This is a genomic window from Mesorhizobium sp. M0991, from assembly GCF_040318915.1.
Classification (GTDB): domain Bacteria; phylum Pseudomonadota; class Alphaproteobacteria; order Rhizobiales; family Rhizobiaceae; genus Mesorhizobium.
The window spans coordinates 563,721-575,820 of record NZ_JAMYNE010000001.1; the positions used below are offsets into that span (position 1 = coordinate 563,721).

Genomic DNA, 12,100 nt, shown 5'->3' on the forward strand with positions numbered 1-12,100 from the left:
GCCCGGCAGGGCAGAGGGGGGTGCTGTCCCTCCAGCTTGCCGAGGAGCTAGAGCGACATGATGAAGGAAATCTCCTGCAAGCTGCTCGTCATCGGCGCCGGTCCCGGCGGCTATGTCTGCGCCATCCGCGCCGGGCAACTTGGCATCGACACGGTGATTGTCGAGGCCGGCAAGCCCGGCGGCACTTGCCTCAATGTCGGCTGCATCCCGTCCAAGGCGCTGATCCATGCGGCCGAAGAGTTCGAGAAGCTCTCGCACATGGCCGGCGGCAAAAGTCCACTCGGCATAACGGTCGCAGCACCATCGCTTGATCTCGCCGCGACCATTGCCTGGAAAGATGGCATCGTTAGCCGGCTGAACAACGGTGTCGCCGGTCTGCTGAAGAAAGCGGGCGTGAAGACGGTGCATGGCTGGACGACATTTCGCGACGGCAAGACCGTTGCCGTCGAGACCGAGATCGGCATGCAGGTGATCCGCGCCGAAACGGTGGTGATCGCGACCGGCTCGGCGCCGGTCGAACTGCCATCGCTGCCATTCGGTGGGCCGGTGATTTCGTCGACCGAGGCGCTGGCGCTGAGCGAAGTTCCGGAGAGGCTGGCGGTGGTCGGCGGCGGCTATATCGGGCTGGAACTCGGCATCGCCTTTGCCAAGCTGGGCGCCAAGGTGACCGTGGTCGAGGCGTTGCCGCGCGTGCTGGCGCAATACGATGCGGAACTGACCCGGCCGGTGGTGAAGCGGCTGGCCGAACTCGGCATCGAGGTGCTCGTGAACGCCAAGGCCAAGGGGCTGTCCACTAAGCGCGACGCGCTGCTGGTCGAGACGAATGGCGGCAAGAACGGCAAGATTGCTGCCGACAAGGTCCTGGTCACGGTCGGTCGGAAGCCGGTGACCGAAGGCTGGGGGTTGGAGCAGATCGACCTCGACATGGCCGGACCCTTCATCCGCATCGATGACCAGTGCCGCAGCTCGATGCGTGGCATCTTTGCCATTGGCGACGTCACCGGCGAGCCGATGCTGGCGCACCGGGCGATGGCGCAGGGTGAAATGGTCGCCGAGATCGTCGCCGGCCACAAGCGCAGCTGGGACAGACGAGCGATCCCGGCTGTCTGCTTCACCGATCCGGAGCTGGTCACCGCAGGCCTGTCGCCGGAGGAGGCCAAGACCAGTGGCGAGATCAAGGTCGGACTGTTTCCCTTCACCGCCAATGGCCGGGCGATGACGAAGTTGGGCGAGGACGGATTCGTCCGGGTCGTTGCCCGCGCCGACAACCATCTGGTGCTCGGCATCCAGGCGGTCGGCCAGGGCGTGTCGGAACTGTCGACGGCGTTTGGGCTGGCGCTGGAGATGGGCGCGACGCTGGAGGACATTGCGGGCACCATCCATGCCCATCCGACACAGGGCGAGGGTTTTCAGGAGGCGGCGCTGAAGGCGCTGGGGCGGGCGGTGCACGTCTGAGGGCAGGTGATCTCCCCCCTTGAGGGGGAGATGGCCGGCAGGCCAGAGGGGGTCGGTTCGACTGGATGCGACGTCCCTTGCGACAGATGGAGGTTAGCGCTTTACGCGAGGCGACCCCCTCTGTCGCCTTCGGCGACATCTCCCCCTCAAGGGGAGATTACGCAGCTCACCCCGCAAGCCGGCTAACCATCTCGTGCTGCGCATAGGCGCGGCCGAATCGGTTGGCTAGAAACGCGTCGAGCGCGATGTCCTCCTGCTTGATGAAGCCCTTTGCCGGCAAGGTGCCGTCGGCGAGCATGTCGAGCACGGCGCAGATGGCGGACGCCGTGGTGATTTGGATGGCGCTGCGCACCGTTTCGCCGACACGCCTGGCGTAGATCTTGTTGGCGTAGGTTTCCTGCAGCAGACGGCCGTTCTTGCGGCCGCTGACGGTGACGAAGACGATGACCACGTCCTGCAGCGTCGCCGGCAGGGCGCTTTCGAAAATGTCCTTCAGCACGTCGCGGCGGTGGCGCAGGCCGAGATCGTTGAGCAGCGCCTTCATGATCGCGGCATGGCCGGGATAGCGGATGGTGCGGTAGTTCAGCGTCCGCACCTTGCCTTTCAGCGTTTCGGCCAGCGTGCCCAGCCCGCCCGAGGTGTTGAACGCCTCGTAGGTGACGCCGTCGAGCGAGAACTCCTCGCGCTCCTCGAGCGGCGGCACTTCGACCAGCTCGCCTTCGACGATCGCCTCGCAAGGCTCGCAATATTCGTTGATGACGCCGTCGGTGCTCCAGGTCAGGTTGTAGTTCAGCGCATTCGACGGGTATTGCGGCAGAGCGCCGACCCGCATGCGCACGCTTTCCAGCGTGTCGAAGCGGCTGGCGAGATCGTTGGCGACGATCGAGATGAAGCCCGGCGCCAGCCCGCATTGCGGGATGAAGGCGCTGCTGCCGGAACGCGCCAGCTCCTTGACCCGCCTGGTGCTGACGACGTCCTCGGTCAGATCGAGATAGTGCACCCCGGCGCTGGCCGCCGCCTCGGCGATGCGCGTCGTCAGATGGAAGGGCGCGGCGCTGAGCACGGCGAACTTGCCGGCCAAGGCCGCTTCGAGGGTGCCGGCGGCCTCGATGTCGAGTTCCAGCGTCTCGACCGTTTCAGGCAGTTCGGCCGCGCCAAGCTGCGCCGCCGAGCGGTCGACGAGCGTGACATGGTAGTTGCCCGTGGAAGCCAGCATCTCGGCAATGGTCGAGCCGATCTTGCCGGCGCCGACGACAATGATTTCCTTCATGACCGGTCCCTCGCACCAATGCTAAATTCACGGTTAGAATCGCAGCTTGCCTGTCGAAAGGAAGCGTAGGATTGTACTAAACGCAGTCTCTCTTTACACAATATGCCGACAAGGTTCGTCGAAATGCTCAGCGATGCCGACCAGGCGCTGCTTTCCCTGCTGCGCATCAATGCGCGCGCCTCGACCGCCGAACTGGCGCGGCGGCTCGGCGTCTCACGAACGACGGTGCAAAGCCGGATCGAGCGGCTGGAACAGCGCGGCATCATCGCCGGCTACGGCGTCAGGCTTTCGCCGGATTACGAACAGGGGCTGGTCAGGGCGCATGTCCTGCTCACCGTCACCCCCAAGCTTGCCGACAAGGTGGTGCGCAGCCTGCAGGCGCTGGCGCCGGTTCGCAGGCTGCACTCGGTCAGCGGCAATTTCGACATGATCGTCATCGTCGAGGCGCCGTCGATCAGGGATCTCGACACTCTTCTCGACCAGATCGGCGCCATGGACGGGGTCGAGCGCACGTCGTCGTCGATCATCCTGTCGACGCGGATCGACCGCTGAGCCGGCTGGTGTCGCGGGTCCAGACGCTGGCGGGACAGAGGGGGGCGCGAAGGATCACCAAGGGCGGTGATCGTTCTGGCGTTACCGCAGCAAAGCGATATAGGCTTTCAAAATGTGGATCGATGGCGTGCAACCGCCCCCTATCTCTCGCAGCATCGCGCGTTCATCCAAAGAACCTAGACAGGAGGCCTTCTTGCCCAAGCAGTGTTTTGGAAAATCCCATGTGCCGTTGTCTCCGGCGGTCAGGGTCGGCGATTTCGTCTATGTCTCAGGCCAGGTACCGGTCGGCAGCGACGGGCTGGTGGTCAAGGGCGGCATCGCCGAACAGACCGAGCAGGTGCTGTCGAACGTCAAGGGGGCACTGGCGCTGGCCGGCTGTACCCTCGACGACGTGGTCAAGACGACGGTCTGGCTGGAGGACGCGCGCGATTTCGGCATTTTCAACACCGTCTATGCCAGGCATTTCCCGAAAGACCCGCCGGCGCGCACGACAGTGGAGTCGCGGCTGATGATCGACATCAAGATCGAGGTCGAGGCCGTTGCCTACAGGCCGGCCTGACGGGCAAGCGGAGACAGGCGCGATGCAATTCGATCTGCTGATAAAAGGCGGCCGCCTCATCGATCCGGCGTCCGGCCTCGACGCGCAACGCGATCTGGCGATTGCCGACGGCCGTATCGCCGCGATCGACGCCGAAATCCCCTTCGAACGTGCCGCGCGCGTCATCGACGCCACGGGCTCCATCGTCGCGCCGGGCCTGATCGACCTGCACAGCCATGTCTATTGGGGCGGCACCTCGCTCGGCGTCGATGCCGACCAGCTCGCCGCAAAGAGCGGCACCACCACCTTCATCGATGCCGGAAGTGCCGGCGCCGGCAATTTCCTCGGCTTTCGCCGCCACGTCATCGAGCGCTCGAAGGTCCGCATCCTGGCCTATGTGAACATTTCCTTTGCCGGCATTTTCGGCTTCTCGCAGACCGTGGCGGTCGGCGAGTGTAGCGACCTCCGGCTCTGCGAACCGCGGGAAACGGTGGCGGCGGCGCGCGAGCACGCGGACGTGGTTGTCGGCGTCAAGGTTCGCTCGGGTCGCCACGCCGGTGGCACCAGCGGCATCGCGCCGGTCGATCTCGCGCTCGAGGCCGCCGACAAAGCCGGCCTGCCGCTGATGGCGCATATAGACGAGCCGCCGCCCGGCCGCTCGGAAGTGCTGCCGCGGCTGCGCAAGGGCGACATCCTCACCCACTGCTTCCGGCCGTTTCCCAACGCGCCGGTCTTCGCCTCGGGGGCGGTGCGGCCGGACATGCGGCTGGCGCGCGAGCGCGGCGTCATCTTCGATATCGGCCACGGCATGGGCTCGTTCGATTTCGAAGTGGCCAAAGCGATGCTGAGCGAAGGATTGGCGCCGGACGTGATCAGCAGTGACGTGCATCTCTATTGTGTCGATGGTCCCGCCTTCGACATTCTGGTCTGCATGTCGAAGCTGCTGGCGCTCGCCATGCCGCTGGTCGAAGTGCTGCGCGCCGCAACACAGCGGCCGGCCGAGGCGATCGCCAGGCCCGATCTCGGCAGGCTTGCGGTTGGTGCGGTCGGGGACATCGCGGTGCTGCGGCTGCGTCCGGGCCGCTTCACCTTTGTCGATTCGGTCGGCGCCACGCTGGTCGCCGAGCAAAGGTTGGTCTCGGACGGCATCGTGGTCGGCGGCAGCTGGTGGCCGAACGAGGCGGTGGACGATCTCGGCGAAACCGAGCGCTTCGAAGCGCATGCGCACGACACGCATGTCGATGTTGTGAGCCGGCATTTCGGGCGTGGGTGATCTCCCCCCTCGAGGGGGAGATGTCGCCGAAGGCGACAGAGGGGGTCGGTTCGACCGGGCTCGCCTTCCTGCAACGGATGGAGGTTGGCGCTCGACGCGCGGCGACCCCCTCTGGCCTGCCGGCCATCTCCCCCTCAAGGGGGGAGATCACAGCTTCGCCCCGGCGCTCCATAGACCGGCGTCGCAACGCCTTCCATGCGCGCCTTGATCTGCAGCGCCACGTACTTCGAATAGAAGCGGGACAGCGCCAGATTGCCGCCGTGGAACCACAGCGCTTGCTGCGCCGTCGTCTTCCACATGTTGCGCAATTCGCCTTGCCACGGACCCGGGTCGCCTTCCACGCCTGAGCCAATCCCCCAGCACGGCCCGACCTTGTCGGCGACTTCGCGCGAAACGATCGCCGCCACGGTTTCGTTCATCGAGAGATAGCCGGTGCAGGCGATGATTGCGTCGGCCGCCAGTTCGGTGCCGTCGTCGAAGAGGATGCCTGTCGGCGTCAGCGACTTGATCCCGACGCCGCTACGGATGCCGATCTCGCCGTCGATGATCAGATCGCAGGCGCCGACGTCGATGTAGAAGCCCGAGCCGGTGCGGTAGGCCTTCATCAGGAGCCCGGTCTCGTCGTCGCCGAAATCGATGGCGAAGCCGGCGCTGCGCAAGCGGTCGTAGAAGGCCGCGTCTCGCGCCTTGATGATGTCGTAAAGCGCCCGCTGGCCTTGCGGCAGTAGCGCGAACGGCGTCGAGGCGACGATCATGTCGGCCTTCTCAGTGGTGATGCCGCGGGCCAGCGCCTTTTCCGAAAAGATCTCGAAACCGATCTCCATCAGCGTGTCCGACTTGACCACCGTCGTCGGCGAGCGCTGGACCATGGTCACCTCGGCGCCGCTCTCCCAGAGGTCGACGCTGACGTCATGGCCGGAACTTGCCGCGCCGATGACGGCGACCTTTTTGCAGCGGAATTTCTCGCCGCTGGAATACTGGCTGGAATGCAGGATCTCGCCCTGGAAGACCTCGGCGCCCGGCAAGTCGATGCTCCTGGGCGGGCCATAAGCACCGGTTGCAAAGACGATGTGCTTCGGGTTCAGTGAGATGCGCTCGCCGGCGCGGTCGAGCTCGACCGTCCAGACCTTTTCGGTCTCGTCGTAGGAGGCGCTCACGCATGTCGTGGAGGTCCAGTAGTTGAGCTCCATGACGCGCGTATACATCTCCAGCCAGTCGCCCATCTTGTCCTTGGGCGTGAACACCGGCCAGTTCTCGGGAAACGGGATGTAGGGCAGGTGATCGTACCAGACCGGGTCGTGCAGCACGAGCGAGCGGTAGCGATTGCGCCAGGAATCGCCGGCCTGGGCGTTCTTCTCGATGACGATGGCCGGCACGCCCAATTGCCTGAGCCGCGCCCCCAGCATGATGCCGCCCTGGCCGCCGCCGATGACCAGGCAGTAGGGCTGCTGGCTGGCGCCGAGGTCACGTGCCTCGCGGCGCCTCGCCTCCAGCCAGGTTTCGCGTTCCGGATCCGCCTTGTGGCGGACGCCCAGTGGTCGCGCCGGGCCCTTGCGCTCCTCAAACCCCTTGAGATCGGTCATTGCCGTAAACAGCGTCCGGCATTTGCCGTCCCTGAGGCGCATGATGCCTTGCCCCCATGCCGATGACGTCTCGAAAGAAAACCAGGCCTCGATGGTGCCTTCGTCCGAAGTCGCTTCGCCGCTGAGCTGCCACTGAGTAGGCCTCGTGTTTGCCAGCGTCGCCTCAAGCATGTCGCGGATTGCCGCGCGGCCTTCCATCGTCTTGATGTTCCAGGTGAAGGTCAAAAGATCGCGCCAGTAGCAGTCCTCGACGAACAGGCTGGTTGCGGCCTCGACGTCGCCCGCTTCGAGCGCCCTGGCAAAGGAACCGAGCCAGCTGGTAGCCTGTTTCGATGGTGCGATGTCGAGCATCTGTCTTCCCTAACTTCCAGAGACGGTGGCGCTGCCCTCATTCTTAGCCTTTCCCGGTTCTTTGCGGGAGAGGGTGAGGGCAGCGCAAACAGTCCGGAAGCTAAGGGCGCAGCGTAAGGAAGCGACTGCCGCTGCTGTCAGGCCCGCGCGCGGGCCTGATCCGAACCGCTATCCAGCCATGCAAGATCGTCCGGCGAAAGTGAGATGTCGAGCGCCTGGAGGCTGTCTTCCAATTCGTCGAGGGAGCGCGGCCCGATCAGCGGGACGGACGGGAAGGGCTGCGCCAGGACGTAGGCGAGCGCGACGTGGATCGGGCTTTTGCCCAGCCGCTTGGCGAGCTCGATGGCACGGTCGCGACGGCCGAAATTCTTGTCCGAGTACCAGACCCGGACCAACTCCTCGTTGTCGCGCCGGTCGCGGCCGGCGCGGTCGGTGAAGAAGCCGCGGCCCTGGCTCGACCAGGCGAAGTTCGGCATCTGCCGGGCGGTGAGCCAGGCCTTCCACGCGTCGCTGGAGGAGGTGACGCAGCCTGCCCAGATCGGCTCCAGCATCTCGGCCAATGAGAAATTGTTGGAAAGCGCGCCGGGCTTCTGCTTGCCGGTGCGCTCGGCATAGGCAATCGCCTCGTCCATGCGTTCCATCGTCCAGTTCGAGCCGCCGAACGGACCGCGAATGCGGCCGGCCTTGACCTCGCGGTCCATCGCATCGACGAATTCGTCGACCGGCACATCCGGATTGTCGCGATGCATGAAATAGACGTCGATATGGTCTGTTTGCAGCCGCTCGAGCGACTGGGTGAGCTGCTTGCCGATGACGTCGGGATAGCAGAGCGGCGAGTGCGCACCCTTGCCGATGACCACCGATTGCTCGCGCACGCCGCGGTTCTTCAGCCACTGGCCGAGCAGCGTCTCGGTATAGCCGGAACCGTAGACGAAGGCGGTGTCGAACAGATTGCCGCCGGCCTCGAAATAGGCGTCGAGCAGGATGGCGCCCGACGAAAAGGTGCGAAAATCCTCGAAGCCGAGCGCCAGGCACGAGGCGGGCCGCGGCAGGCCCGGAATGCTGCGCTTGGAAATGGCGGTCCCGCCGGAGCGCATCTTCCGTCCGGAGATCGTGTTGACGCGCTTTGCCGGTTTCTCGATGTCGTATTCGAGCCCGATTGCGGCTCGCCATTTGTCGAGCACGCGCAGATTGCCGAGACTGTCGGCCCAGCCCATGCCGGGCCACGCGAACTCCTGCTTCCCGCCGAGAATGGCCTCGCCGGCGGCGTCGACCTCGAACGCGTAAAGCCAGCCGTCCTCCTTGACCTCGACCACCTCGGTATCACCCGGACGGATGATGCGAATTTCGCCGGTGCCGCCTTGGTGGCCGCCGGCATACCAGAAATCCGCCACCTCGATACGGCCTTTGCTGCCAAGAATGCGCAACACATTGTCTTGAGCGAGGGAGATGCTGCAGGACACTTCCGCGACGATGCCGCCCGGAAAATGCAACAGCGCCGACGCCCATTCGTCGACGCCGGATTGGCCGAGATGCGCAGTGCCCACCACTTTGTCCGGCTCGGCGAAGGGCTTTCCGGCCTCGGCGCCGGCAATCAGCCGCGCCATCGAGACGGGATAGCCGCCGACATCGAGAATGCCGCCGCCGGCGAGATCCTTGGCGTAAAGCCGGTGCTCCGGCATGAAGCCCGGCATGGCGAAGCCGAAGCTGGATTTGATCATCTTGATGTCGCCGATCGCGCCGGCCCTGATCAGCTCGACCAGCTTGGCCGTCTGCGGATGCAGCCGGTACATGAAGGCTTCGCCGAGAAAGGTGCCGGCCTTGCGCGCGGCATGGATCATGGCGTCGGCCTCGAAGGCGGTCAGGCCAAGCGGCTTTTCGCAAAGCACATGCTTTCCGGCCTCGGCCGCCTTGATCGCCCATTCGGCATGACTTGGATGCGGCGTCGAAATATAGATCGCGTCGACATCCGGGTCGCCAAGCAAAGCCTCGTAGCCGTCGAGAATGCGGGCGCCGGGGAAAGCCTCGGTGAGCCCGGCCTTGCCCGGATTGCGCGCCCCTAAGGCGACCAATGTGCCGGTGCGCGAATGGGCGACGCCGCCGGCAAAAGCCTTGGCGATGTTGCCGGGCCCGAGAATGCCCCAGCGAACTTTTTCTGGTTTGGAAGTCATGTCAAATCTCCGTGGGGTGGCCGCGAGCAATCGCGATCGGACAAAAGAAAGATGGGTTAGCGAATGCGTGCGCCAGTGGCGTCGAAGAGAAGCGAGCGGTCGGCCTTGATCGACACCACCAGGTCGTCGCCATTCGCGCGATGCCGCGAGGCCTCGCGCTCGATGATCAGTTCCTCGCGCCCGCCCCCGGTCCCGGAATTGGCATAGACATAGCTCACCGATCCCAAGTGCTCGGCGACGTCGGCCTTGAGGGTAAGGTCGCAATCGCCCTGGCCGGCGTCGAAGAAATGCTCCGGCCGCACGCCGAGCACGACATCGCCGCCTATCGCAGGCAAGGCATCCGAAAGCGGCTTGCGCAGTCGCGCGCCGCGATGGTTGACCAGTTCGACGACCGCAGCGCCGTTTTCGGCGCCAACCATTTTCGCCGCCAGAAAGTTCATCTTCGGCGAGCCGACGAAGCCGGCAACGAAGCGGTTGGCCGGGTCGTCGTAGAGATCGAGCGGCGCGCCGATCTGCTCGATATTGCCGGCGTTGAGCACGACGATCCTGTCGGCCAGCGTCATCGCCTCGGTCTGGTCGTGCGTCACATAGACCATGGTAACGCCAAGCTCCTTGTGAAGGCGCGATATCTCGACGCGCATCTGCACCCGGAGCTCGGCATCGAGATTGCTGAGCGGTTCGTCGAACAGGAACACTTGCGGCTCGCGCACGATGGCGCGGCCGATGGCGACGCGCTGGCGCTGGCCGCCCGACAATTGCCGCGGCCGCCGCTTCATCAGCTCGGCAATGCGCAGGATCTCGGAAGCCCGCTTCACCCGCCGCTCGGTATCTGCCTTGGGGTTGCCGGTCATTCTCAGGCCGAAGCTTAGATTCTGCTCGACCGTCATATGCGGATAGAGCGCGTAGGACTGGAACACCATGGCGATGCCGCGATCGGCCGCCTCGACGTCGTTCACCACCTTGCCGCCAATGGCGATCTCGCCGTCGCTGATGTCCTCGAGCCCGGCGATCATCCGGAGCAGCGTGGACTTGCCGCAGCCGGAAGGGCCGACGAAGACGACGAATTCGCCGTCGTCGATGTCGATGTTGGCGCCGTGGACGATCTCGAAGACGCCGAAGCGCTTGATGACGTTTTTGAGTGTGACTGCCGCCATGCTGATCCTTACTTGATGGCGCCGGCGGCGATGCCGGCGACGAAATGGCGCTGCAGAAGCACGAACACGACGAGCATTGGCGCCGTCAGCATCACCGCGCCCGCCATGATGCCGCCCCAGGACACCTTGGTGAGACCGATCAGTGTGCCGAGCGCCACCGGCGCGGTCATTGCGCCCGGCTTGGAATTGATCAGCAGCGGCCAGAGATAGTTGTTCCAGGAGGCGAGGAACAGGATGATGGCGAGCGCTGCCAGCATCGGCCGTGCCAGAGGCATGGCGACGAACAGGAATATCCGCCATTCCTTGACGCCCTCGACCTTGGCGGCGTCGAACAGCTCGTGCGGCATCATCGAAAAACTCTGCCGCATGAACAGCACGCCCAGCGAGTTGAACAGCGGCGGTACGATCAGCGCCACCCAGGTGTTGGCGAGCTTGAAGTCGCGCGCCACCATGATGAATTGCGGGATCAGCACGACCGCATAGGGCAGCGTGATGGTGCCGAATATGATGGCGACGACCATGCCCTTGCCGAAGAAGTTGTAACGCGCCAGCGCCCAGCCGGCCATCGAGGTCAGCATCACCGACAGGAAGGTATAGGTCACCGCCACCGAGACGGAGATGCCGATGGCGCCGATGAAATTGGTGCCGCGCTGCAGATTGCTGACATTGTCGAGGAAATTGCCATGCGGCAAAAGCTCGATGTCGGGGCTGAAGATGCCGTTGTCGGGCATCGTCGAAAAAACCACCATCATCCACAGCGGAAACAGCCAGACTAGCGCCAGCGGCGTCAGGAAGAGATGCAGCGCGATGCTGCGGCCCAATCTGGCCTGGGAACGGCTGACCCGGGAATGGCCAATTGGGGAGCGCGAGGTCATTTCGGTTCCCTCGTCAGCCATATCTGCACCAGCGAAATGGCAATCGCCAGCCCGGCCATGGTGTAGGCGATGGCCGAAGCGTAGCCGAAATTGAGCGACCGGAAGCCCTGGCGGTAAAGCAGCAGCCCGAGCGTTTCGGTGCCGCCGCCCGGCCCGCCGCGCTCGGTGATCAGGAAGGGCTCGGTGAACAGCTGCATGGTGCCGATGATCGACAGCACGGCGCAGAACACGATGATCGGCTTGAGCAGCGGCAGCGTGATGTAGAAGAACTGTTTGACCTTGCTGACCCGGTCCAGGGTCGCCGCCTCGTAGACATCCTCGGGAATCGACTGCAGGCCGGCGAGCAGGATGATGGCGTTGTAGCCGGCCCAGCGCCACGTCACCGCCATCATGATCACCGCCATCGCCGGGGTGACGTTGGTAAACCAGTCGACACTGGGCAGGCCGATGCTGTTCAGCAATTTGTTGATGATGCCGTAGTTGAGATTGAACATCAGCCGGAAAACCGCCGAATAGGCGACCTCGCCGACCACGACCGGCGCGAAGAAGGCAAAGCGGAACAGGCCACGGGCCTTGAGCAGCGGCGAATTCAAAAGCACCGCCATCACAATCGCCAGCGAAATCATCACCGGCACCTGGATGACAAGGATCAGCAATGTGTTCTTCAAGGCATTGAAGAAGGCCGGATCGCCGATCAGCCGGCCCCAGTTGAAGGTCGGCGCGAAACGCCATGGCACGGTGCGCGTCGCCTGGAACGAGATCAGGAAGGAATCGATGATCGGCCACAGCCAGAAGATCGAAAAGATCAGCAGATAAGGCGCGAGAAAGCGATACGCCGTGGCGTTCTGGTAGCGCATCGTTTTCCTCCTTTCTGCTTT

At 64.4% G+C, this 12,100-nt stretch carries 10 protein-coding genes; 4 read left to right on the plus strand and 6 right to left on the minus strand.

Annotated features, from left to right (window positions below):
* The first annotated feature begins 60 nt into the window (after positions 1 to 60).
* Positions 61 to 1,455, plus strand: coding sequence for a dihydrolipoyl dehydrogenase (gene lpdA, locus NKH70_RS02805; protein ID WP_352977075.1), 1,395 nt, complete (start codon positions 61 to 63; stop codon positions 1,453 to 1,455).
* A 166-nt stretch (positions 1,456 to 1,621) separates the two neighbouring features.
* Here lpdA and NKH70_RS02810 read toward each other — a convergent pair whose 3' ends face one another.
* Positions 1,622 to 2,725, minus strand: a complete 1,104-nt coding sequence (locus NKH70_RS02810) for a saccharopine dehydrogenase family protein (protein ID WP_352913088.1) — start codon at positions 2,723 to 2,725, stop codon at positions 1,622 to 1,624.
* Positions 2,726 to 2,848: 123 nt separating this feature from the next.
* On the opposite strand from NKH70_RS02810, the gene NKH70_RS02815 reads away from it, so the two are divergent.
* The 3 genes from NKH70_RS02815 (at position 2,849) to NKH70_RS02825 (ending at position 5,088) form a co-directional block, all read left to right on the plus strand.
* Complete coding sequence (locus NKH70_RS02815) at positions 2,849 to 3,277, plus strand: Lrp/AsnC family transcriptional regulator (RefSeq protein WP_352913086.1); 429 nt, start codon at positions 2,849 to 2,851, stop codon at positions 3,275 to 3,277.
* Between the two features lie 193 nt (positions 3,278 to 3,470).
* On the plus strand, positions 3,471 to 3,836 hold the full coding sequence (locus NKH70_RS02820; RefSeq protein WP_353024799.1) for a RidA family protein: 366 nt from the start codon (positions 3,471 to 3,473) through the stop codon (positions 3,834 to 3,836).
* Positions 3,837 to 3,858: 22 nt separating this feature from the next.
* Complete coding sequence (locus NKH70_RS02825) at positions 3,859 to 5,088, plus strand: amidohydrolase/deacetylase family metallohydrolase (protein WP_352913084.1); 1,230 nt, start codon at positions 3,859 to 3,861, stop codon at positions 5,086 to 5,088.
* Between the two features lie 134 nt (positions 5,089 to 5,222).
* Here the strand turns inward: NKH70_RS02825 and NKH70_RS02830 are convergent, their stop codons facing one another.
* The 5 genes from NKH70_RS02830 to NKH70_RS02850 all read right to left on the minus strand — a co-directional run bounded on the left by NKH70_RS02830 (position 5,223) and on the right by NKH70_RS02850 (position 12,079).
* Positions 5,223 to 7,022 (minus strand): NAD(P)-binding domain-containing protein, encoded by a 1,800-nt coding sequence (locus NKH70_RS02830; RefSeq protein WP_352977032.1) that lies wholly within the window; start codon positions 7,020 to 7,022, stop codon positions 5,223 to 5,225.
* A gap of 137 nt (positions 7,023 to 7,159) precedes the next feature.
* Entirely contained in the window at positions 7,160 to 9,193 is a 2,034-nt protein-coding gene (locus NKH70_RS02835) for an aldo/keto reductase (RefSeq protein ID WP_352977033.1), read from the minus strand.
* Between the two features lie 56 nt (positions 9,194 to 9,249).
* Positions 9,250 to 10,347 (minus strand): ABC transporter ATP-binding protein, encoded by a 1,098-nt coding sequence (locus NKH70_RS02840; RefSeq protein WP_352913081.1) that lies wholly within the window; start codon positions 10,345 to 10,347, stop codon positions 9,250 to 9,252.
* An 8-nt stretch (positions 10,348 to 10,355) separates the two neighbouring features.
* The gene (locus NKH70_RS02845; protein WP_353024800.1) at positions 10,356 to 11,222 is read right to left on the minus strand and encodes a carbohydrate ABC transporter permease; all 867 of its coding nucleotides are present in this window, start codon (positions 11,220 to 11,222) and stop codon (positions 10,356 to 10,358) included.
* Positions 11,219 to 12,079 (minus strand): carbohydrate ABC transporter permease, encoded by an 861-nt coding sequence (locus NKH70_RS02850; RefSeq protein WP_353024801.1) that lies wholly within the window; start codon positions 12,077 to 12,079, stop codon positions 11,219 to 11,221. The genes NKH70_RS02845 and NKH70_RS02850 overlap by 4 nt, the downstream gene beginning before the upstream one ends.
* Positions 12,080 to 12,100: the final 21 nt, after the last annotated feature.

Coding starts and splice junctions, on each gene's coding strand:
- NKH70_RS02825 (WP_352913084.1), top strand. CDS start 3,859: ATGCAATTCGATCTGCTGATAAAAGGCGGCCGCCTCATCGATCCGGCG.
- NKH70_RS02840 (WP_352913081.1), bottom strand. CDS start 10,347: ATGGCGGCAGTCACACTCAAAAACGTCATCAAGCGCTTCGGCGTCTTC.
- NKH70_RS02850 (WP_353024801.1), bottom strand. CDS start 12,079: ATGCGCTACCAGAACGCCACGGCGTATCGCTTTCTCGCGCCTTATCTG.
- lpdA (WP_352977075.1), top strand. CDS start 61: ATGAAGGAAATCTCCTGCAAGCTGCTCGTCATCGGCGCCGGTCCCGGC.
- NKH70_RS02830 (WP_352977032.1), bottom strand. CDS start 7,022: ATGCTCGACATCGCACCATCGAAACAGGCTACCAGCTGGCTCGGTTCC.
- NKH70_RS02810 (WP_352913088.1), bottom strand. CDS start 2,725: ATGAAGGAAATCATTGTCGTCGGCGCCGGCAAGATCGGCTCGACCATT.
- NKH70_RS02835 (WP_352977033.1), bottom strand. CDS start 9,193: ATGACTTCCAAACCAGAAAAAGTTCGCTGGGGCATTCTCGGGCCCGGC.
- NKH70_RS02815 (WP_352913086.1), top strand. CDS start 2,849: ATGCTCAGCGATGCCGACCAGGCGCTGCTTTCCCTGCTGCGCATCAAT.
- NKH70_RS02845 (WP_353024800.1), bottom strand. CDS start 11,222: ATGACCTCGCGCTCCCCAATTGGCCATTCCCGGGTCAGCCGTTCCCAG.